Genomic DNA, 22,216 nt, shown 5'->3' on the forward strand with positions numbered 1-22,216 from the left:
AGATAAGATGAAACCTTCAATTTATGGCTTGACTCGACAAGAACTGATCGAGTGGGCAGAAGAAAATGGTGAAAAGAAATTTCGAGCAACCCAAATCTGGGAATGGCTCTATCGGAAACGCGTCCAGTCATTTGAAGAAATGACCAACCTATCGAAGGACTTGATTGAAACCTTGAACGATCAGTTCGTGATTAATCCTTTGAAACAACGGATCGTTCAAGAGTCGGCAGATGGGACCGTCAAGTACCTCTTTGAATTGCCAGATGGCATGTTGATCGAGACAGTTTTGATGCGTCAACACTATGGCTTGTCAGTTTGTGTCACCACTCAGGTAGGGTGCAACATCGGCTGTACCTTCTGTGCATCTGGTTTGATCAAGAAGCAACGCGACTTGAACAGTGGGGAAATCGTTGCCCAGATCATGTTGGTTCAAAAATACTTTGACGAACGTGGACAAGATGAACGTGTCAGCCACATCGTTGTGATGGGAATTGGTGAGCCGTTTGACAACTACAAGAACGTCTTGAGCTTTGTTCGCACGGTTAATGATGACAAGGGGCTGGCTATCGGTGCCCGCCACATTACTGTTTCAACATCTGGCTTGGCTCATAAGATTCGTGATTTTGCTAATGAAGGGGTTCAGGTCAATTTGGCAGTATCACTTCATGCTCCAAACAATGACTTGCGTTCCAGCATCATGAAAATCAACCGGGCCTTCCCGATTGAGAAATTGTTTGCGGCCATTGAGTACTATATCGAAACGACCAACCGTCGGGTGACCTTCGAGTATATCATGCTTAACGAAGTCAATGATGGTGTCGAGCAAGCTTTGGAATTGGCAGAACTCCTCAAAAAGATCAAGAAGCTATCTTATGTCAACTTGATCCCATACAACCCAGTTAGTGAGCATGACCAATATAGTCGGAGTCCAAGAGAGCGCGTGATGGCCTTCTATGACACCTTGAAGAAAAACGGAGTCAACTGCGTGGTTCGTCAAGAGCATGGAACAGATATCGATGCTGCTTGTGGACAATTGCGTTCTAATACGATGAAGAGAGACCGGGAGAAAGCCATTGTTGAAGAAGCTCAACCGTAACAACTGGCTGATAGAAGAAGGGCAATTAACAAAAAAAGGAAGACAACTGCTACTAGGTGGCAGTTTCTTCTATTTTGTCCTGCTCTGCCTCATGTGTTTTCTTCCCCAGCGACCTGAACCAGGGATGGAAACACCTGGTATTCAACATTTTGGTCGTGTAGTCGTATTACTGATTCCCTTTAATTCTCTCATCAACCTAGGTCAAGTGACTAGTCTGCTCCAGCTGATCAAGGTGCTTGTACAGAATATAGCCAATATCTTTTTCTTGTTCCCTTTGGTTTTTCAACTGCTATGGCTCTGGCCTTGGCTAGGTACTCGGAAACGCGTCCTTTGCTTTAGTCTAGGGATGAGTGTGTGGATCGAGCTTAGTCAGATTGTGTTAGACCTCTTGTTTGATTTCAATCGGGTGTTTGAGATAGATGATCTGTGGACCAATACTCTGGGAGGCTACCTGGCCTATCTGTGTTTTAAATGGCTGCAAGCTTCAATGGGTAAGGACAATCTATCTTAGTTTGGACTAAAATCCGAACGATTGAATACGATTTCAAATTTTGGGTTGACAAACTGTAGGCAGGAAGATATAATAGCTTCAAGACATCAGAAAAGTAGGGATTTTTCTCACTTCCAGGGAGCTTGTGGTGATTGAGAACAAGCAGTGGTGAATCTTGAAATGGGCTGATGCGTTTATGATGATGAATTTGAAACAATAAAAATTCGGTGAGCACACCTTATCGTGCACCCTGTTGCTAGACAGGTCAGAGATGTAGGAGAAAGAATAGCTTCCTACAATAGAGGTGGCACCGCGGTATCGAATCGTCCTCACACAGATTTTTCTGTGTGAGGTTTTTTGTATCTCAAAGGGATCCAGTGAGACTGCAGCTCAAAGGGCCGGCGAGAGAAAAAATCATAAACAGGATTGAAAATATAGAAAAGAGGACACAATCATGACAGAAACAAAAGGCTATTTCGGACAATTTGGTGGATCTTTCGTACCAGAACCCATTCAAAACTTGCTGAATCAATTAGAGGCAACTTTTGAACAGTACAAAAATGACCCAGAATTTATCGCAGAATACAAACATTATTTGAAAGATTATTCTGGACGGGAAACTCCGCTCTACTTTGCGGAAAGTTTGACAGAGCATTTAGGTGGGGCAAAAATTTATTTGAAGCGCGAAGACCTGAATCACCTAGGTTCGCATAAATTGAATAACGTTTTGGGGCAAATCCTCTTGGCCAAACGCATGGGCAAAGCGCGCGTGATTGCCGAAACAGGAGCCGGTCAACACGGTGTGGCTACAGCGGCCGCAGCAGCTAAGTTCGGTATGGCTTGTGATGTCTACATGGGAGCAGAAGATGTGGAGCGTCAACGTCTCAATGTCTTCCGTATGGAAATGATGGGGGCAACCGTCCATGCGGTTGAAACAGGAACGAATACCTTGAAAGACGCTGTTGATGCTGCGTTTGGAGCATGGATGGCGGACCTTGATGCCTTTTACGTTTTGGGTTCTGCTGTTGGCCCTCACCCTTACCCAACCATTGTGCATGAATTCCAAAAGGTGATTAGTGAAGAATCTAAACGCCAAATCTTGGAAAAAGAAGGGCGTTTGCCGGATTATGTCATTGCCTGTGTCGGTGGGGGATCCAATGCCATTGGTGCCTTCTCCCAATATGTAGGTGATGAAGAAGTCAAATTGGTCGGAGTTGAAGCGGCAGGCCATGGTTTGGATACTGATCAGCACGCAGCGACCATGACCAAGGGGACTGTTGGAGTTGTCGATGGCATGAAGACCTATGCTGTCTTTGGAGAAGATGGAAAAGTAGCGCCAGTGTACTCAATCTCTGCTGGTTTGGACTACCCAGGGGTTGGTCCAGAGCATGCTTTCTTTAAAGACTCTGGTCGTGTCGAATATGTAGCTGCGACAGATGATGAAGCGGTTCAAGCTCTTCTTCTTCTCAGTAAGACAGAAGGGATCCTCCCAGCTATTGAAAGTTCCCATGCGATTGCAGAAGCGGTTAAACGCGCTCCACAATTGGATAAAGACAAGATTATCATCATCAATGTTTCAGGACGTGGAGACAAGGACGTAGCTGCTATTGCCGATTATCTAGAAGCGAAGACTGCAAAATAAGAAGAATTTATCTGCAAAATATCGTATAAAGCAGTAAAGCGTGATAACTGAGAAAGAGACAGGGAACAAAGGGAATCCGGTCTCTTTCTTTTTTAAAGAGAAAGACCAGGAGACCAATGAGGGAAGCCCCTTGCATGACTAGGAGGACTTGGGTAGCTGAGAGGGTCAAAGAAAAAGTAGCCAGTAAGAGAAAGTCCCCTGCTCCAATGCCAATGGAGTAAAGACAAGATAGAATTCCTAAGACGAGAAAAACTCCCATTAAGAGGGTAGGGCCGGTGCAAAGTAGGCAAAGAGCGTGGAGTATTAGCCAGAGAAGGAGAGGGTACTCCATGGAGCGCAAATCATAGATGGCCAAAACGCAACTGCCAAGCAGAAGCAGGAGATGAGGAATGGGAAGAAAGCCCTGATAGCACAGCAAAAAAAGGAGGCCACTCCAGCCTTCAAAAAGGGCATACCAATAAGGAAGAGGAGTCTGGCAGTAGCGACATCGGAATCGAAAAAGTACTTGTGAGAGAATGGGAATCAGGTCCAGAGGTCTTAAGGTCTGCTGACATTGGTTGCAGTGGCTTCTCGGACAGATGATGGAGCTTTCTGGAAAGCGGTCGATCACAAGCCCTAAAAAGGAGGCGATGCAGGCACCGACTGTAAAAAAATAGAAGTTAATCATACTTATATAATTCGTAAAAAAGATGACGAATAACGATTAGAACTGAAACAATTTTCTAACTTTTCTTATTTAAGCATTTTCTCTTGCATTTCTCAATTAGAAGGATTATAATATAACTAAATTAGAATAATTCTAAAAAAGGAGAATTTAGTTATGACAACAATTAAAAAAGAAGCAGCAAAAGACGTAGCAACATTTGCAACAATCAGTGAAGTAAGCAAGAGTTTAACTGATACAAAAGCGGTTCTCAACCAAGTGGTGGCAGATCTTTATGTCGCTCATATTGCCTTGCACCAAGTGCACTGGTATATGCGTGGCCGTGGTTTCCTCGTATGGCATCCAAAAATGGATGAGTATATGGAAAGCTTGGATGCGACTCTTGATGAAGTGAGTGAACGCTTGATTACTTTGGGTGGTGCCCCATACGCTAGCATGGTTGAGTTCTTGGAACACAGCAATATCCAAGAAGAAAAGGGTTCATTCGAACGCTCTATGGAAGAAAATTTGGGACGTGTTCTTTCTATCTTCCGCTACTTGGTAAGTCTTTATCAAAAAGCCTTGGATATCACAGATGCCGAAGGAGATGACGTGACCAACGATATCTTTGTTGGTGCAAAAGCTGAATTGGAAAAACATATCTGGATGATTGCCGCTGAATTGGGTCAAGCACCAGGTTTGTAATCTGAAAATAAACAAATGAGCCTTCCTTGCTTGGGAGGCTCATTTTTGTTTGGAAGTGATCTTTCCAGTAAATAAAACAGGTGCCATCTTGAAAATACTTGAAAGATTTGATAGAATAGGCACATGAAAACCCTGTATGATGTTCAACAATTTCTGAAAAAATTTGGAATCATTATTTATGTCGGAAAACGACTTTACGACATCGAATTAATGAAGATTGAATTGAAAAGGATCTATGACGCTGGGCTGATGGAAAAATTGGATTATCTAGAAGCAGAAGCCGTCTTACGTAGAGAACACGCACAGGAATTACGCTATTTAGAAGAGGAAAAAGAAAAGTGAGTTTAACAAATATTTTAGTATGGTTGATTGTTTTAGGGATGTTTGGCTGGATGGGCTACAATTACTTCCGTATCCGTCGGGCAGCAAAAATTGTGGACAATGCAGAGTTTGAAGAATTGATCCGCAAAGGCCAATTAGTGGACTTGCGTGATCCAAATGAGTTCCACGCTAAGCATATTTTAGGAGCTCGGAATATTCCATCTAATCAATTAAAAGTGAGTTTGGCAGCTCTTCGCAAAGATAAGCCAGTCTTGCTCTATGAGAACAGTCGTGGGTCCCGTGTGACCAATGCGGCTCTCTTCTTGAAAAAACAGGGCTATAAAGATATCTATATCTTGTCCTATGGTTTGGATTCTTGGGATGGAAAAGTCAAGACGAACTAAAATCAAAACTCCAGAAGTGTAAGCTTCTGGAGTTTTTTAGCGGGTTTCTTCTAGAAAAGAGCGAATCGCTTCGCATTCAACTGATGTGAGGGGGCGATAATGCCCCTCTTTGAGCTCATCCTCTAAAGTAAAAGGCCCAAAGCGAACTCGTTTTAAAGTAGTGACTTTGACCCCAATGGATAAAAACATCTTTTTCACCTGATGAAATTTCCCTTCAGACAGGGTGACCAGGGCCTGGCTTTCTTTAGGACTGGAGTTAAGGATTTTTAGTTTGGCGGGCTTGCATGTTGTCCCGTCTAAGAAGGTGATTCCTTCTTGAAATTCCTCTATATGAGCGGGTTCAAGAGGACCGTTGACTGTTACCGCGTATTCTTTTTCAATATGGTATTGGGGATGAAGGAGTTGGAAACCTAGAGGTCCATTGTCTGTGAGTAGGAGGAGGCCGGTCGTATCCCGATCCAGTCGACCGATAGGATAGGTATTGGGGGTCCGGTCTTCTGCTCGGAGTAGATCCAACACTGTAGGATGTTGGGCATCCTTGGTAGCCGTCACTAGTCCTTGGGGTTTATGAAGAAGAAAATAGTGATGGGAACAGTCGGTAAGGATCCGATCCTTCCAGCGAACTTCTTGGAGACCTGTATCGACATTTTGGGATAATTTTGTTGCAGTAAGTCCGTCGACTAGGATCTGCTTTTTGGCTAGGCTCTGTTTGATTTCTTTGCGGGGAATTTGGTAGTGGGCCAGTAATTGATCTAATCTCATAAAGGACAGGATAGCATGAAATGGAGAGAATCACAAGTATTCGGAAAAAGAATGAAGAAAAGAGATAAAGAGGTGAAAGATTTTCATGAATAGAGTGGTTAGGAGTGGGAATGAGAAAGAAGATTTTCGAAAGAAAGCATGAAAACATTTACACTTGTCTGAGTTATGCCATTTGCTTAAAATTGTGGTATAATCGTTCAGTTAGAAAATAAATTTTTGAATACAATAGAGGAAATCATGACAAAATTAAGAGAAGATATCCGTAATATCGCGATTATCGCCCACGTCGACCACGGTAAAACAACCCTCGTTGACGAATTGTTGAAACAATCTGAAACTCTTGACGCCCGTACAGAGTTGGCAGAGCGTGCAATGGACTCAAACGATATCGAAAAAGAGCGTGGAATCACCATCCTTGCGAAAAATACAGCCGTTGCCTACAACGGAACTCGTATCAACATCATGGACACACCAGGACACGCGGACTTCGGTGGAGAAGTTGAACGTATCATGAAAATGGTTGACGGTGTTGTTTTGGTTGTAGATGCCTACGAAGGAACCATGCCACAGACTCGTTTCGTATTGAAAAAAGCCTTGGAACAAGACCTTGTGCCGATCGTTGTAGTTAACAAAATCGATAAGCCATCAGCTCGTCCAGCAGAAGTAGTTGATGAAGTCTTGGAACTCTTCATCGAGCTTGGTGCGGATGATGACCAACTTGACTTCCCAGTTGTTTATGCGTCAGCGATCAACGGAACATCTTCCTTGTCAGATGATCCAGCAGATCAAGAAAAGACCATGGCGCCAATCTTTGACACCATTATCGACCACATCCCAGCTCCAGTTGATAACTCAGATGAGCCCCTTCAATTCCAAGTGTCACTCTTGGACTACAATGACTTCGTTGGTCGTATCGGTATCGGACGTGTCTTCCGTGGTACCGTAAAAGTTGGTGACCAAGTTACCCTTTCTAAACTTGACGGAACAACCAAGAACTTCCGTGTCACAAAACTCTTCGGTTTCTTTGGTTTGGAACGTCGTGAAATCCAAGAAGCCAAGGCTGGTGACTTGATTGCCGTATCAGGTATGGAAGACATCTTCGTTGGGGAAACCATTACTCCAACAGATGCAGTTGAAGCTCTTCCAGTTCTTCACATCGATGAACCAACTCTTCAAATGACCTTCTTGGTTAACAACTCACCTTTTGCTGGTCGCGAAGGGAAATGGGTGACTTCTCGTAAGGTTGAAGAGCGCCTTCAAGCTGAGTTGCAAACAGACGTATCTCTTCGTGTAGATCCAACGGACTCACCAGATAAATGGACTGTTTCAGGACGTGGAGAATTGCACTTGTCAATCCTTATCGAGACAATGCGTCGTGAGGGATATGAACTTCAAGTATCTCGTCCAGAGGTTATCGTAAAAGAAATCGACGGTGTTAAATGCGAACCATTTGAACGTGTACAAATCGACACTCCAGAAGAATACCAAGGGTCTGTTATCCAAAGTCTTTCTGAACGTAAGGGTGAAATGTTGGATATGATTTCAACTGGTAATGGTCAAACTCGTTTGGTCTTCCTTGTTCCAGCGCGTGGTTTGATTGGATACTCAACTGAGTTCTTGTCAATGACTCGTGGTTACGGTATCATGAACCATACCTTCGACCAATACTTGCCATTGATTCCAGGTGAAATTGGCGGTCGTCACCGTGGTGCCCTTGTTTCTATCGATGCTGGTAAGGCAACAACCTACTCTATCATGTCTATCGAAGAACGTGGTACTATCTTTGTCAACCCAGGTACTGAGGTTTACGAAGGAATGATCATCGGTGAAAACTCTCGTGAAAATGACTTGACTGTTAATATCACCAAGGCTAAACAAATGACCAATGTTCGTTCCGCTACCAAGGACCAAACAGCGGTTATCAAAACTCCTCGTATCTTGACGCTTGAAGAATCACTTGAGTTCTTGAACGATGATGAATACATGGAAGTAACACCGGAATCAATCCGTCTACGTAAACAAATCTTGAATAAGGCAGAACGCGAAAAAGCAAACAAAAAGAAAAAATCAGCTGCAGCTGAATAAGAAATAAGAAAGGAGTGACAAAATGGTTTATTTAATTATAGGTATTTTGATCCTCCTTTTTTACCTTTTTGCAGCTCCAAAGAGCATCAGAGGAACTCTGAATGTAGTTACCCTAGTCGTTTTACTGGTCTCTTTGGTCATTCTCCTTTGCTTAGCGATTTTCCAAATTTTCCAATTGCCTTCAGAATTTTTTGTGGGCGCCTTCCTCGCTTTTGTAGGCTACTTGGCCCTCGTTGATATTTCGCGATTGCCGACCAAGTCTTCTAAACGTTTGGATAAATCAGAATAAACTGGAGAGCTTGTCTCCATAAAATAGAGTTGTTGTGATAGAAAATCATGGCGACTCTTTTTTTATGACAGATGCTGAAGAGGTCATTTTTATACGTGTTGCTTCTTTTGCTGTCTTAAGGCTTTTTAATTTGTCTAAAAAAGGGTAAAATAGAAGGTGAACAAATTGGAGAGAAAAAAGCTATGAACGTCATTGAAACATTTAAAAATAAAAAAGTCCTTGTTTTAGGATTGGCTAAGTCTGGAGAATCTGCAGCGCGACTACTCGATCGCCTAGGAGCTATCGTAACGGTGAATGATGGCAAAGCCTTTGAAGAAAATCCTGCAGCCCAAAGTTTGCTGGAAGAAGGAATCAAAGTTGTGACAGGAGGACATCCACTGGAACTCTTGGATGAAGACTTTGCAGTGATGGTGAAGAATCCTGGAATTCCTTACACGAATCCCATGGTTGAACGGGCCCTTGAAAAAGGCATCCCTGTTTTGACCGAAGTTGAATTGGCCTACCTCATTTCAGAAGCGCCCATCATCGGAATCACTGGTTCAAACGGAAAAACAACCACCACTACCATGATTGGAGAGGTATTAACTGCCGCTGGACAAAATGGTCTCCTGTCTGGAAATATTGGTTTTCCAGCTAGTCAAGTCGCTCAAACAGCGACAGCGAAAGACACATTGGTAATGGAATTATCTTCTTTCCAATTGATGGGGATTGAAGCCTTTCATCCAGAAATCGCAGTCATTACCAATTTGATGCCGACCCACTTGGATTACCATGGATCTTTCGAAGGCTATGTAGCTGCAAAATGGGCGATTCAAAAGAATATGACTGCCAAGGATTTTGTAGTACTAAACTTTAACCAAGATTTAGCCAAAGACTTGGCGCAGCAAACAGAGGCTACTGTGGTTCCATTTTCAACCCAAGAAAAGGTGGACGGAGCATATTTAGAGGATGGTGTCCTTTACTTCCGAGGTGAAGCCGTTATGCGAGCAGACCAAATCGGAGTACCAGGCAGCCACAATGTAGAAAATGCTTTAGCTACCATTGCAGTGGCCAAACTTCGTGGCATTGACAATCAAACTATCCAAGAAACCTTATCAGCCTTTGGCGGGGTGAAGCACCGCTTGCAGTATGTAGCTGAGATTGAAGGGGTGAAATTCTACAATGATAGCAAGTCTACCAACATCTTAGCAACCCAAAAAGCCTTGTCTGGCTTTGATAACGCTCATGTCATCTTAATCGCTGGTGGCTTGGACCGAGGCAATGAGTTTGACGAATTGGTGCCAGATATTACTGGTCTTAAAAAGATGGTCATCCTTGGAGAGTCTGCTGAACGGGTGAAACGAGCAGCGGATCAAGCGGGTGTGTCCTATCTAGATGCGACGGATGTGGCAGACGCAACACGCAAAGCCTTTGAATTAGCTGAGCCGGGCGATATCGTCTTGCTTAGTCCAGCTAATGCCAGCTGGGATATGTACGCGAATTTTGAAGTACGGGGCGATGAGTTCCTTAAAACAGTAGAAGAGTTGAAAAATTAATATGAAAAAAATAGTATTTACAGGGGGAGGTACAGTTGGGCATGTGACCTTGAACCTTCTCCTCATCCCTCGCTTCATCGAGGATGGTTGGGAAGTTCATTATATTGGAGACAAGAAAGGGATTGAACACCAAGAGATTTTGAAGTCTGGCTTGGACATCCATTTCCATTCGATTGCGACGGGCAAGTTGCGCCGTTATTTCTCTTGGCAAAATATGTTGGATATCTTCAAGGTCCTCTGGGGAATTCTCCAATCGATTTGGATCATGCTTCGTGTACGGCCACAGGTTTTGTTTTCTAAAGGAGGCTTCGTTTCAGTTCCTCCGGTAGTGGCTGCGCGACTTTGTTTCGTTCCTGTATTGGTCCACGAATCCGACCGTACCATGGGCTTGGCCAATAAGATTGCTTATAAGTTTGCGACAAAAATGTTCACAACCTTTGAGCAGCCGAAAAGCCTAGTGAAAGCCCAACATGTAGGAGCTGTGACCAAGGTTCATCAGGAAGCCCTTCCAACCCCAGTAGAATTGGAAGCAGTATTTGCACAATTTGATCCACAGTTGCCAACCCTTCTCTTTGTGGGTGGGTCTGCTGGTGCGCGAGTGTTCAATGAGTTTGTCACAAACCATCGAGAAGCCTTGTTGGCAAGCTACAATGTCATTAATTTGACAGGGGACTCTTCCTTGAATGAACAAGCACCTCATCTTTATCGCGTGGATTACGTGACGGATCACTATCTTCCTTTGCTCCAAAAGGCAGACCTAGTAGTGACCCGTGGTGGTGCAAATACGATTTTTGAACTCTTGGCCATGAATAAGCTCCATATCATCGTTCCCCTAGGGAAAGAGGCTAGTCGGGGAGATCAGATTGAAAATGCTCAATATTTTGTGGAAAAAGGCTATGCAGAAACCATCGCTGAGCCAGATTTGAGCATGGATCGGTTGCAAGAAACGATGGATAAACTGTTCCAAGGGGCAGAAAGCTATCATCAAGCGATGAAGGCTTCGAATGAATTGCTTTCCTTGGATGAGTTTTATAACCTAGTCCATCAAGAAATTAATAAAAGGAAAAAATGACGGATAAGAAGAACCCAAAAACTCCTAAGGAAGTCACTAAGCTCTCTGAATGGCAGAGACGAAACCAGGAGTATCAAAAGAAAAAACAATTAGAAGAGCAAGAAGAAAAAGAAAAGAAGGCACAAGAAGAGAAGGAAAGACAGGAACTTCTGAATCAAAACGCTCTCTCTGAAGATCCAGATGCAGATGGGCAAGATGGCGAGTCTGCAGAAGTAGAGGAAGATGAGAATGTAGCTAATGTAGCTGAGGAGGAAGTGCAAGAAACTCTTCCTGACGAAATAGACGAAGAGGATGAAGAAGAAAAAATCATCTACCTAACAGAGCCTTCGGAAGATAGGTTCGAACAAGAGGAACTAGCGAAGAAGGCCAAAAAGGAAGGCCGAATTGCGAGACGTCACATCTACAGAGCTATTCCAGTTTTGGTGATCAGTACCCTGATTGCTCTCTTTTCTGCCTATCTTTTAACGCCCTTAGCTAAGCAAAAAATCATCGAATTTTCAGGGAATAAAAATGCGGATCAGACCTTGTTGTTTGAAAAGAGTCAGATCCAAGACCGGGATTATACCTTGACAACCTTTTTAAATCGGGATCGCTATCTTGCCAATATGAAGGCAGCTAGTCCATGGGTCAAAGATATTTCGATGACTTATGCCTTCCCTACGACGTTTAAGGTTCAGGTGGAGGAATACCAGGTCTTTGGTTACTATGTGACGGAGGAAGATCACTATCCCATTTTAGAGAATGGGGAAGTGGTAGAGACGCCAGTTGCTGCGGATCAGCTTCCTAAGGCTTATCTAGCCGTTCGTTTTTCTGATCGAGAATTGGTCCGACAATTCGTCAAACAACTGGGGAAAATACCATCTTCTGTGCTCGATGAAATTGAGTCAGTGGACTTGACACCGAGCAAGGTGACTAAGGATTTAGTGACGCTGACCATGAAGGATGGCACTAAAGTCCTAGTGCCAGTATCTCAAATCAAGCGTAAATTGCCTTATTACCATCAAATTCGCAAGCTGATTGAAGATGACAGTGTCATTGACATGGAAGCAGGGATATATAGTTACAATGCAGAAACAATGGCCACTTTAGCTCAGGAAAAGAAAGAAAAAGAAGAAGGGGAGGGGAACAAAACAGAAGAAGCTAACGCTAACTCGACAGATTCTGATGGGAGTGCAGTCGTAACCGAGCAACACGAAGAAGTTCCCGCTGAGTAAACCCTCATAAATTATCTGAAATAAATAAAGAAAATATGCCCACTATGGGCATTTTTGTGTTATAATGAAATTTGGATAGTTCTAACTAAAATGGAGCTATTAATTGACGTATAGGAAAACAAAAGAGAGAGGACTGGTGTAATGGCTAGAAACGGCTTTTTTACAGGTTTAGATATCGGTACTAGTTCAATAAAAGTATTGGTGGCAGAACATGTCAATGGAGAAATGAATGTAATTGGAGTCAGCAATGCGAAAAGTGCTGGCGTCAAAGATGGAATTATTGTTGATATTGAGGCTGCTTCTAATGCGATTAAAAGTGCAGTAAGCCAAGCAGAAGAAAAAGCAGGAATTTCAATCAATCTTGTGAACGTTGGGTTGCCAGCGAACCTTCTTCAAATTGAAGCAACTCAAGGAATGATTCCTGTAACCAGTGATTCAAAAGAAATTACGGATGCAGATGTTGAAAATGTTGTCAGATCTGCTTTGACAAAGAGTATGACTCCAGACCGTGAAGTCATTACCTTTATTCCAGAAGAGTTCACAGTTGACGGTTTCCAAGGAATCCGCGATCCACGTGGAATGATGGGAATCCGTTTGGAAATGCGTGGTCTCTTGTATACTGGTCCTAGAACTGTCCTCCATAATTTACGGAAAACAGTTGAACGTGCTGGTTTGCAAGTTGAAAACATCATTATTTCACCACTTGCAATGATTAAGTCTGTATTGAACGAAGGAGAACGTGAGTTTGGTGCGACCGTCATTGATTTAGGTGGAGGACAAACGACAGTAGCTTCTGTTCGGAATCAAGAACTTCAATTTACAAATATCTATCAAGAAGGTGGCGATTACGTTACTAAAGATATTTCTAAAGTGTTGAAGACTTCTCAAAAATTAGCAGAAGGCTTGAAGTTCAACTATGGAGAAGCTTATGTTCCATCAGTTGGCGACGAAGTCTTCCACGTTGAGGTGATTGGTGAAGTAGAACCTGTCCAAGTATCTGAAAAATATTTGGCAGAAATTATTTCAGCTCGGATCAAACACATCTTCGACCAAATCAAACAAGATCTTGAAAGAAGACATTTGCTTGATTTGCCTGGAGGAATTGTCATCATCGGTGGTGGCGCTATTCTCCCTGGTATTGAAGACTTGGCACAAGAAGTCTTTGGTGTAAATGTGAAATTGTATGTTCCAAATCAAATTGGTATTCGCAATCCAGCTTTTGCCCACGTGATTAGCTTGTCTGAATATGCTGGAAATCTAACAGATGTAGATATTCTTGCTCAGGCTGCTGTACATGGAGACCAACGTCTTCGTCAGCAACCAGTTCAGTTTGAACGACCAGTACAACAACCAGTTGTTCCAGCGTATGTACCGGAAGAAATTGAGCCTGTAGTTAACGTCGAGCAACAACATCCAGTTGAAGAGCAAAAACAAGAAGAAAAAACTACCTTTACAGACCGAATGAAGAATTTAATCGGTAATATGTTTGATTAAGGAGTGTAAGTATTTATGACATTTTCATTTGACACAGCAGCGGCACAAGGTGCAGTTATTAAAGTAATCGGTGTCGGTGGCGGTGGCGGTAATGCCATCAACCGCATGATTGACGAAGGAGTTGCTGGTGTAGAATTCATCGCAGCAAACACAGATGTACAAGCACTTTCAAGTGCAAAAGCAGAAACAGTTATCCAATTGGGTCCTAAGTTGACTCGTGGTTTGGGTGCTGGAGGTCAACCTGAGGTTGGTCGTAAAGCCGCAGAAGAAAGTGAAGAAGTATTGACAGAAGCTTTGCAAGGTGCAGACATGGTCTTCATCACTGCAGGGATGGGTGGAGGATCTGGTACAGGTGCTGCACCAGTCATCGCTCGTATTGCTAAAGCTGTTGGTGCTTTGACAGTAGCCGTTGTGACTCGTCCTTTCGGATTTGAAGGAACAAAACGCGGAAACTTTGCAATCGAAGGGATCAATGAACTTCGCGAGCATGTGGATACCTTGTTGATCATTTCTAACAACAACTTGTTAGAAATTGTAGATAAGAAAACACCACTTCTTGAAGCATTGAGCGAAGCAGATAATGTCCTTCGCCAAGGGGTTCAAGGGATCACTGACTTGATCACAAGCCCAGGCTTGATTAACCTTGACTTCGCTGACGTGAAGACCGTTATGGAAAACAAAGGAAATGCCTTGATGGGTATTGGTGTAGGTAATGGTGAAGAGCGTGTCATTGAAGCAGCTCGTAAAGCTATCTACTCACCACTCCTTGAAACAACCATTGACGGTGCTGAAGATGTGATCGTCAACGTTACTGGTGGTTTGGATATGACCTTGATTGAAGCAGAAGAAGCTTCTGAAATTGTTAACCAAGCAGCTGGTCATGGCGTAAACATTTGGCTCGGTACATCTATTGATGAATCAATGAAAGATGAAATCCGCGTAACGGTTGTCGCAACTGGTGTTCGTCAGGACAAAGTTGAAAAAGTTAGTGGAATTGCATCTCATGCACCAAGTTCAGCACGTTATTACCAAACTGGACCTCGTGAACAACGTCCACAAACTCCACAATTCGATCGCGAGTTCGATTTGAAGGAAGAAATCGAAATGCCTACTCCTCAATCACGTGCCAAACAAGAAACACCTCGTGGATCTGCGTTTGGAGATTGGGACATTCGTCGTGAAAACATTGTACGTCAGTCTGATACTAGTGCTGGTCGTCAAGTTGAACGCTATGTAGATTCTTCTTCAGAAGATGATGAGTTGGAAACACCACCATTTTTCCGTAATCGTTAAGAATGAATCTGATTGAAAATAAAGAGCGAATATTCTCGCAGGTTGCACAAGCAATGGAAACAGCAAACCGCACGGATCAGGTCAATGTGATTGCTGTTACTAAGTATGTCGGTATCGACCAAGCTAAGGCTTTGGTTGATACAGGAGTCTGTCATATCGGTGAAAACCGTGTTGATAAATTTCTAGAAAAATACCAAGCTCTAAAAGATGAGGGACTTACCTGGCATTTGATCGGTAGTCTCCAACGTCGTAAAGTAAAAGAAGTTATCAACTTTGTAGATTACTTCCATGCTTTAGATTCTATGAAGCTTGCCCAAGAAATTCAAAAAAGGGCGAGTCACCCAATTAAATGTTTTATACAAGTCAATATTTCTGGAGAGGAAAGCAAGCATGGATTTGCTCCTGAAGAGCTCGATGCGATTCTTCCTGAACTAGAAGGCTTGGATAACCTACAAATTGTTGGATTAATGACGATGGCTCCTTTTGAGGCAAGTCAGGACGAGTTGCAAGCCATATTTGCAGCAACTCACCAACTTCAAAAAGAATTACAAAAGAAACAGTTGAAAAATATGCCCTTTACAGAGTTAAGCATGGGAATGAGTCGTGATTATGATGTGGCGATTGCTAACGGTGCGACTTTTGTGCGAATTGGGACCTCATTTTTCAAATAGGAAAGAATTATGTCATTTAAAGATAGATTTGATCGATTGATTGATTATTTTACTGAAGATGGAGATGAGTACGATGTGCAAGAAGCGCCTGCTCAAGCAGTCGGTGCTAGCCAACCTGTAGCATCCCCTAAACCAGTACAACCATCATCAAAACCACGTCAAAAAGCTGTGGTAGCTGCTAAGGAGCAGAAACCTACTCCTGTTGCAGCAAGTCGTCCACAAGTAGCTTCTACAGCAGTGGTTGAATCAGCTTCATCTCAAAAATCATCTTCTGAAAATATTACTCGACTTCATCAACGTCAACAAGAGTTGGCAAGAAATCGTTCTGCTGCAGATGAAAAGATTACAATTGATGTTCGCTATCCTCGTAAATACGAAGAAGCAACTGAAATTGTCGACTTGTTGTTGGCAAACGAAAGTATTCTTATTGACTTCCAATACATGACTGAAGTTCAAGCAAGAAGATGTTTGGATTATTTGGATGGTGCTCGCTATGTATTAGCCGGGAATCTACGTCGTGTTGCGAGTACTATGTACTTATTAACACCAATCAATGTCGTTGTGAATATTGAAGATATTCGCCTTCCAAATGATGTCGAAGTTGCTGAATACGACTTTGATATGAAACGAAATCGTTAATATGTTTGTCCTACAATTAGTTAGAAATTTCTTTCAGGTTTTTGAGCTAGTACTAATCATCTATGCTTTGCTTAGTTGGTTTCCAAATGCATCAGAATCGGCTTTAGCTAAAATGGTTCAACGGATCGTCGAACCATTTTTGAGCCTATTTAGAAAGATTCCTTTGCAATTTGGTGGGTTAGACTTTACAGTCATGTTTGCCTTACTTGCTCTATCCGTAGTGGAACGATTTGTCCTTCAATTTTTGGTGCAGTTAATATGACCAAGGGATTTTATCAACACTATAGTCCAGAATACCACGTCTTTATCGATCGAGTTCTAGAATTAGTAGCTCGGGTGGAGCAACAGTATAGTTTTGAACTGACTTCCTTTTTAAATCCACATCAGGTTGATATTTTACGACAAATTGGTGCCCACCATGGTTTGCAGGTGTTTTCAAGTGCAGAAATCTATCCTACAGAATATGCACGAGTGATTCTGGCTCCTAGCTATTATGAGTTAGAGGCATCTGATTTTGAAATGAGTCTGTTAGAAGTTCTCTATCCGGATAAGTTTTATCGGTTAAGTCACTCTCAAGTTTTGGGTTCGCTTCTCCATCAATTAGGCGTAGAAAGAAAGTCTTTTGGAGATATTCTAATTGGACAAGGGAAGATTCATATCTATGTGGATGAACGTTTCTCCTCCTATTTCAAAGAGAATCTTAAGAAGATCGCAAAAGCATCTGTGAAAATTCGTGAGATTGACTGTCGAGAACCTATCACTGTAGACGAACCATCCAAACTCAAAGACCTATTGGTTACTAGTGTTCGACTTGATAAACTAGTAGCTTCTACCTTTAAACTTGCTCGGTCTGTAGCTGTTCAATTGGTTCAGTCTGGCCAGGTAAAGGTAAACTATGCCACTATTGATAATCCTAGTCGGATGATCCAAGTAGCAGATTTAATTAGTGTTCGAAAGTATGGTCGATTTAAAATACTATCAGAAAATGGCCTATCAAAAAGTGGAAAATACAAATTAACGGTTGAAGTATTTTCCAGTAGAAAATAAGGAGGAACTATGGCACTTACAGCTTTAGAAATCAAAGATAAACGCTTTTATGTAAAATTTAGAGGCTACGATGCTAAAGAAGTTGAAGAGTTTCAAGACATGGTCTACCGAGACTATGAAAAATTAGTTCGTGAAAATCATGAATTGGAAACAAAAATTAGTGCGTTGGAAGAGCGCTTGAACTACTTTGACGAAATGAAAGACTCTTTGAGTCAATCAGTATTGATCGCTCAAGATACAGCAGAACGTGTGAAACATGCGGCAAATGAACGCTCAGAAACCATCGTTCGTCAAGCGGAGCAAGATGCTCACCATTTAGTTGAAGAAGCAAAAGCAAAAGCAAATGAAATTCTTCGTCATGCTACAGACAATGCCAAGAAAGTTGCCGTAGAAACGGAAGAATTGAAGAATAAGACGCGTGTCTTCCACCAACGTTTGAAATCAACTATCGAAAGTCAATTGAGCATCATTGATACACCAGAATGGGATGAAATTCTTCGCCCAACTGCTATGTATATTCAAACAAGTGATGAAGCTTTCCGTGAAGTAGTCGAAAAAGCTTTGGAAGAAACAGTTCATCATAACTATGATGATGAAGCAATTGATTTGACTCGTCAATTCTCACGCGCAGAAATTGAAGAATTGCAAAAACATATTGAAGCTGTAAACCGTGAATTGTCTGCGACTCAAGCTTTTGAAGGATTGAATGAAAAAGTTCAAGAAGCTTTGGAAGAAGCAGAAAAAAATCAGGTAGATCAAGATTCTATTGATGAAATTGTTGTAGAAACTCCTCTAGTTGCTGACATTGATGCTCCAGAAGTTGCTGATATTGATGCACCAGAAGGGGAAGAACAACGTGAATCTGTTTCAATCTTATAATCTGTAAAAACAGTGACCTTATCAAATAGTTTTAGCGAGCAGGTGATGGTGGAAGACTTGCACTTCCTTTGTTAAGGTTGATCCTTTTACGAATCTTAGTGGTGAAATGAGTAACCACTAACGCTGGTCAGCGTTAACGACAAAAGAGGAGAAAGAGAGTACTCTCTTTCTTGAATGAAGGTGGTACCACGACTTGTCGTCCTTTTTGGCGAGGTCGTGGTCTTTTATTTTGTAGAATTATTTTTTTAGAGGAGACACCATGAAACTCAAAGAAACACTGAATTTAGGGAAGACAGAGTTCCCGATGCGGGCTGGTCTGCCTACAAAAGAGCCAGTTTGGCAAAAGGAATGGGAAGAAGCAAAACTTTACCAACGTCGTCAAGAATTGAACCAAGGAAAACCACATTTCACCTTGCATGATGGCCCTCCGTATGCCAACGGGAACATCCACGTAGGACATGCTATGAACAAGATCTCAAAAGATATCATTGTTCGTTCTAAGTCTATGTCAGGTTTTTATGCACCTTACATCCCAGGTTGGGATACTCATGGTTTGCCAATCGAGCAAGTCTTGGCAAAACAAGGTGTTAAACGCAAAGAAATGGACTTGGTTGAGTACTTGAAACTTTGCCGTGACTATGCCCTTTCTCAAGTAGATAAACAACGCGAAGACTTTAAGCGCTTGGGTGTTTCAGGTGACTGGGAAAATCCATATGTAACTTTGACGCCTGACTATGAAGCAGCGCAAATCCGTGTCTTCGGTGAGATGGCTAACAAAGGCTACATCTACCGTGGAGCTAAGCCAGTTTACTGGTCATGGTCATCAGAGTCAGCCCTAGCTGAAGCGGAAATTGAATACCATGACTTGGTTTCTACGTCCCTTTACTATGCCAACAAGGTAAAAGATGGTAAAGGTGTCCTTGATACAGATACTTACATCGTCGTTTGGACAACAACTCCATTCACCATCACGGCTTCTCGTGGTTTGACTGTTGGTGCGGATATTGATTACGTCTTGGTGCAACCAGCTGGCGAATCTCGTAAGTTTGTGGTTGCTTCAGAATTATTGAACAGTTTGTCTGAGAAATTCGGTTGGTCTGACGTTCAAGTTTTAGCTACTTACCGTGGTTCAGAATTGAACCAAATTGTGACAGAGCACCCATGGGATACAGCAGTAGATGAACTCGTTATCCTTGGTGACCACGTTACAACAGATTCCGGTACTGGTATCGTCCATACAGCCCCTGGTTTTGGTGAGGATGACTACAATGTCGGTGTTGCCAATGGTCTTGAAGTTGCTGTGACTGTTAACGAACGCGGGATCATGATGGCCAATGCTGGTGCTGAGTTTGAAGGTCAATTCTACGACAAGGTTGTGCCAACGGTTATTGAAAAACTTGGTGATTTACTTCTTGCTCAAGAAGAAATCTCTCACTCTTACCCATTTGACTGGCGTACGAAAAAACCAATCATCTGGCGTGCCGTGCCACAATGGTTTGCCTCTGTCTCAAAATTCCGCCAAGAAATCTTGGACGAAATTGAAAAAGTCAAGTTTCATTCAGAATGGGGTAAAGTCCGTCTGTACAATATGATTCGTGACCGTGGCGACTGGGTTATCTCTCGTCAACGTGCTTGGGGTGTGCCACTTCCAATCTTCTATGCAGAAGACGGAACACCAATCATGACAGCTGAAACCATCGAGCATGTAGCTCAACTCTTTGAAGAACATGGTTCCATCATCTGGTGGGAACGTGATGCCAAAGACCTCTTGCCAGAAGGATTTACCCATCCAGGTTCACCAAATGGTGAGTTCAAGAAAGAAACAGACATCATGGATGTATGGTTCGATTCAGGTTCATCATGGAATGGTGTCGTGGTTAATCGCCCCGAACTTAAATATCCAGCAGACCTCTACCTAGAAGGTTCAGACCAATACCGTGGTTGGTTCAACTCATCTCTCATCACATCTGTGGCTAATCATGGTGTTGCACCATACAAACAAATCTTGTCGCAAGGTTTTGCCTTGGACGGTAAAGGTGAGAAGATGTCTAAATCTCTTGGAAACACCATTGCTCCAAGCGATGTCGAAAAACAATTTGGTGCGGAAATCTTGCGTCTCTGGGTAACAAGTGTTGATTCAAGCAACGACGTACGTATCTCTATGGATATCTTGAGTCAAGTTTCTGAAACTTACCGTAAGATCCGTAACACCCTTCGTTTCTTGATTGCCAACACATCTGACTTTAACCCAGCTGAGGATGCAGTCGCTTACGAAGAACTTCGTTCTGTTGATAAGTACATGACCATCCGCTTTAACCAACTTGTTAAGACCATTCGTGATGCTTATGCAAACTTCGAATTCTTGACGATTTATAAGGCTTTGGTGAACTTTATCAATGTTGATCTGTCAGCCTTCTACCTTGATTTCGCCAAAGATGTTGTCTACATCGAAGGTGCCAAATCTCTCGAACGTCGTCAAATGCAAACTGTCTTCTATGACATCCTTGTGAAAATCACCAAACTCTTGACACCAATTCTTCCTCACACTGCTGAAGAAATCTGGTCCTACCTTGAGTTTGAAGCAGAAGACTTTGTTCAATTGTCAGAATTGCCAGAAGCACAAACATTTGCGAATCAAGAGGAAATCTTGGATGCCTGGTCAGCCTTTATGGACTTCCGTGGACAAGCTCAAAAGGCTTTGGAAGAAGCACGTAATGAAAAAGTGATCGGTAAATCTCTTGAAGCTCATTTGACAGTTTATCCTAACGAAGTAGTGAAGACTCTTCTTGGGGCAGTAGATAGTAATGTTGCTCAACTCTTGATTGTATCAGAATTGACCATTGCAGAAGGTCCAGCTCCAGAAGGTGCAGTGGCCTTCGAAGATGTTGCCTTCACTGTTGAACGTGCAGCTGGTGAGGTTTGTGACCGTTGCCGCCGTATCGATCCAAGTACAGCAGAACGTAGCTACCATGCAACTATCTGTGATCACTGTGCAAGCATCGTCGAAGAGAACTTTGCGGACGCAGTCGCAGAAGGATTTGAATCTAAATAATAAGATGTGAAAAATCGCAGGGAGAAAGTCTCCTTGCGACTTTTCAATAAAGAGGAACTGATGTGGTACCAAAAAGAATTTAAAGAACTAGAACTGAAAGAGTTTTACGAGATCGTTCAATTGCGTTTGGAGACCTTTGTCGTGGAACAGACAAGAATCTACAATGATCTTGACGCTATTGATCTTAGAGCTATTCACCTTTTTCATCAAGATGAGGAAGGACGCGTAGATGCCTATGCACGCATCTTTGAGACAGGGGCTACGATTCATTTTGGTCGAGTCGCTGTAGCCAAAGATAGTCGTGGCCAAGGACTGGGAAAAGACATGGTAGAGCAGATTTTGGACCTGTGTGAACAGAGATTTCCTGGGCAGACCATTGAAATTGAGGCCCAAGAACAGGTGGTTGGCTTGTATGAAAAGCTAGGTTTTCATACGGTGAGCGAGCCCTTTATCTTGGCTTCTACCCCTCACGTAAAAATGATCTATCAGAAATAAATAATCCGTTCATCTCGATAATGAGATGAACGGATTATTTTTGAAAAAAACAGCAAAGAAAAAAGTAAGGTAGAAGCACCTTACTTAGCAATTGGGAAAGAAATTTCAATTAGTTTATCAGAGTAGAGGGTCTTAATAGCAGATTGGTCAATGATTTGAAGATCAATCTTGCGTTTTAAAAAGAACTCACGAATTTTTTCAACTTCTGTTTCACGAATGGCACGGTGTTTGTTACTAATCAGCAATTCGTAATGAGTAGGAGCTTTGGTAAAGATAACATCGGTGTTACCAGCTGAATAGACCTCAACAAGGGTAGCATCGGTACTTTCTAATTGACTTTTGACCAGAGTAGCATGACTATTTGTTGTATTCATAAGCTTCATGTGAG

23 protein-coding genes and 2 other annotated features are annotated in these 22,216 nt (G+C 42.5%); of the genes, 20 read left to right on the forward strand and 3 right to left on the reverse strand.

Annotation, left to right across the window (positions count from 1 at the left end; genetic code table 11):
- Positions 1-7: 7 nt before the first annotated feature.
- From rlmN to trpB, 3 genes are all read left to right on the forward strand, one after another.
- Positions 8-1,096: a 23S rRNA (adenine(2503)-C(2))-methyltransferase RlmN gene (gene rlmN / locus LXO72_RS08540; protein WP_006596799.1), complete on the forward strand. Its 1,089-nt coding sequence runs from the start codon at positions 8-10 to the stop codon at positions 1,094-1,096.
- Complete coding sequence (locus tag LXO72_RS08545) at positions 1,074-1,607, forward strand: VanZ family protein (RefSeq protein ID WP_233332106.1); 534 nt, start codon at positions 1,074-1,076, stop codon at positions 1,605-1,607. Before rlmN ends, LXO72_RS08545 begins: the two co-directional genes overlap by 23 nt.
- 77 nt (positions 1,608-1,684) lie before the next feature.
- Positions 1,685-1,920: a binding site (T-box leader), on the forward strand.
- A 120-nt stretch (positions 1,921-2,040) separates the two neighbouring features.
- The gene (trpB, locus tag LXO72_RS08550) at positions 2,041-3,228 is read left to right on the forward strand and encodes a tryptophan synthase subunit beta (protein ID WP_233332107.1); all 1,188 of its coding nucleotides are present in this window, start codon (positions 2,041-2,043) and stop codon (positions 3,226-3,228) included.
- A gap of 7 nt (positions 3,229-3,235) precedes the next feature.
- Here trpB and LXO72_RS08555 read toward each other — a convergent pair whose 3' ends face one another.
- Entirely contained in the window at positions 3,236-3,895 is a 660-nt protein-coding gene (locus tag LXO72_RS08555; RefSeq protein WP_233332108.1) for a prepilin peptidase, read from the reverse strand.
- Positions 3,896-4,048: 153 nt separating this feature from the next.
- Here LXO72_RS08555 and LXO72_RS08560 point away from each other — a divergent pair, with 153 nt between their 5' ends.
- The 3 genes from LXO72_RS08560 to LXO72_RS08570 all read left to right on the forward strand — a co-directional run bounded on the left by LXO72_RS08560 (position 4,049) and on the right by LXO72_RS08570 (position 5,301).
- On the forward strand, positions 4,049-4,576 hold the full coding sequence (locus tag LXO72_RS08560) for a Dps family protein (protein WP_006596795.1): 528 nt from the start codon (positions 4,049-4,051) through the stop codon (positions 4,574-4,576).
- Positions 4,577-4,699: 123 nt separating this feature from the next.
- A complete protein-coding gene (locus tag LXO72_RS08565) occupies positions 4,700-4,918 on the forward strand; it encodes a YqgQ family protein (protein WP_006596794.1) in 219 nt (72 codons plus the stop codon).
- Positions 4,919-4,956: 38 nt separating this feature from the next.
- Positions 4,957-5,301: a rhodanese-like domain-containing protein gene (locus LXO72_RS08570; protein WP_125335604.1), complete on the forward strand. Its 345-nt coding sequence runs from the start codon at positions 4,957-4,959 to the stop codon at positions 5,299-5,301.
- 36 nt (positions 5,302-5,337) lie between these two features.
- Here the strand turns inward: LXO72_RS08570 and LXO72_RS08575 are convergent, their stop codons facing one another.
- Positions 5,338-6,063 carry a pseudouridine synthase gene (locus LXO72_RS08575; protein ID WP_233332109.1) on the reverse strand — a complete coding sequence of 242 codons (726 nt, stop codon included), beginning with the start codon at positions 6,061-6,063 and terminating at the stop codon, positions 5,338-5,340.
- 237 nt (positions 6,064-6,300) lie between these two features.
- Here LXO72_RS08575 and typA point away from each other — a divergent pair, with 237 nt between their 5' ends.
- From typA to LXO72_RS08645, 14 genes are all read left to right on the forward strand, one after another.
- Positions 6,301-8,148 (forward strand): translational GTPase TypA, encoded by a 1,848-nt coding sequence (gene typA, locus LXO72_RS08580; protein ID WP_233332111.1) that lies wholly within the window; start codon positions 6,301-6,303, stop codon positions 8,146-8,148.
- 22 nt (positions 8,149-8,170) lie between these two features.
- Positions 8,171-8,437 (forward strand): DUF3165 family protein, encoded by a 267-nt coding sequence (locus LXO72_RS08585; protein ID WP_023026447.1) that lies wholly within the window; start codon positions 8,171-8,173, stop codon positions 8,435-8,437.
- 182 nt (positions 8,438-8,619) lie between these two features.
- Entirely contained in the window at positions 8,620-9,972 is a 1,353-nt protein-coding gene (gene murD / locus LXO72_RS08590; RefSeq protein WP_233332116.1) for a UDP-N-acetylmuramoyl-L-alanine--D-glutamate ligase, read from the forward strand.
- Between the two features lies 1 nt (position 9,973).
- Positions 9,974-11,044, forward strand: a complete 1,071-nt coding sequence (locus LXO72_RS08595; protein WP_233332117.1) for a UDP-N-acetylglucosamine--N-acetylmuramyl-(pentapeptide) pyrophosphoryl-undecaprenol N-acetylglucosamine transferase — start codon at positions 9,974-9,976, stop codon at positions 11,042-11,044.
- On the forward strand, positions 11,041-12,258 hold the full coding sequence (locus LXO72_RS08600; protein WP_233332122.1) for a cell division protein FtsQ/DivIB: 1,218 nt from the start codon (positions 11,041-11,043) through the stop codon (positions 12,256-12,258). The genes LXO72_RS08595 and LXO72_RS08600 overlap by 4 nt, the downstream gene beginning before the upstream one ends.
- 141 nt (positions 12,259-12,399) lie before the next feature.
- Positions 12,400-13,752 carry a cell division protein FtsA gene (gene ftsA, locus LXO72_RS08605; protein WP_156676171.1) on the forward strand — a complete coding sequence of 451 codons (1,353 nt, stop codon included), beginning with the start codon at positions 12,400-12,402 and terminating at the stop codon, positions 13,750-13,752.
- Positions 13,753-13,767: 15 nt separating this feature from the next.
- On the forward strand, positions 13,768-15,045 hold the full coding sequence (gene ftsZ, locus LXO72_RS08610; protein WP_233332125.1) for a cell division protein FtsZ: 1,278 nt from the start codon (positions 13,768-13,770) through the stop codon (positions 15,043-15,045).
- Between the two features lie 2 nt (positions 15,046-15,047).
- The gene (locus tag LXO72_RS08615; RefSeq protein WP_154858733.1) at positions 15,048-15,716 is read left to right on the forward strand and encodes a YggS family pyridoxal phosphate-dependent enzyme; all 669 of its coding nucleotides are present in this window, start codon (positions 15,048-15,050) and stop codon (positions 15,714-15,716) included.
- A gap of 9 nt (positions 15,717-15,725) precedes the next feature.
- On the forward strand, positions 15,726-16,355 hold the full coding sequence (sepF, locus tag LXO72_RS08620; RefSeq protein ID WP_048715778.1) for a cell division protein SepF: 630 nt from the start codon (positions 15,726-15,728) through the stop codon (positions 16,353-16,355).
- 1 nt (position 16,356) lies between these two features.
- Positions 16,357-16,617 carry a YggT family protein gene (locus LXO72_RS08625; protein ID WP_233332127.1) on the forward strand — a complete coding sequence of 87 codons (261 nt, stop codon included), beginning with the start codon at positions 16,357-16,359 and terminating at the stop codon, positions 16,615-16,617.
- On the forward strand, positions 16,614-17,402 hold the full coding sequence (locus LXO72_RS08630; RefSeq protein ID WP_233332132.1) for a YlmH family RNA-binding protein: 789 nt from the start codon (positions 16,614-16,616) through the stop codon (positions 17,400-17,402). The genes LXO72_RS08625 and LXO72_RS08630 overlap by 4 nt, the downstream gene beginning before the upstream one ends.
- 9 nt (positions 17,403-17,411) lie before the next feature.
- The gene (locus LXO72_RS08635) at positions 17,412-18,281 is read left to right on the forward strand and encodes a DivIVA domain-containing protein (RefSeq protein WP_233332134.1); all 870 of its coding nucleotides are present in this window, start codon (positions 17,412-17,414) and stop codon (positions 18,279-18,281) included.
- Positions 18,272-18,488: a binding site (T-box leader), on the forward strand. It overlaps the preceding gene by 10 nt.
- A gap of 52 nt (positions 18,489-18,540) precedes the next feature.
- Positions 18,541-21,333, forward strand: coding sequence for an isoleucine--tRNA ligase (ileS, locus tag LXO72_RS08640; protein ID WP_233332139.1), 2,793 nt, complete (start codon positions 18,541-18,543; stop codon positions 21,331-21,333).
- Between the two features lie 60 nt (positions 21,334-21,393).
- Positions 21,394-21,828, forward strand: a complete 435-nt coding sequence (locus tag LXO72_RS08645; protein ID WP_233332145.1) for a GNAT family N-acetyltransferase — start codon at positions 21,394-21,396, stop codon at positions 21,826-21,828.
- 80 nt (positions 21,829-21,908) lie between these two features.
- Here LXO72_RS08645 and LXO72_RS08650 read toward each other — a convergent pair whose 3' ends face one another.
- On the reverse strand, positions 21,909-22,211 hold the full coding sequence (locus tag LXO72_RS08650) for a DUF1827 family protein (protein ID WP_006596776.1): 303 nt from the start codon (positions 22,209-22,211) through the stop codon (positions 21,909-21,911).
- Between the last annotated feature and the right edge of the window lie 5 nt (positions 22,212-22,216).

It is taken from the genome of Streptococcus sp. XMC, from assembly GCF_021341835.1.
GTDB lineage: Bacteria > Bacillota > Bacilli > Lactobacillales > Streptococcaceae > Streptococcus.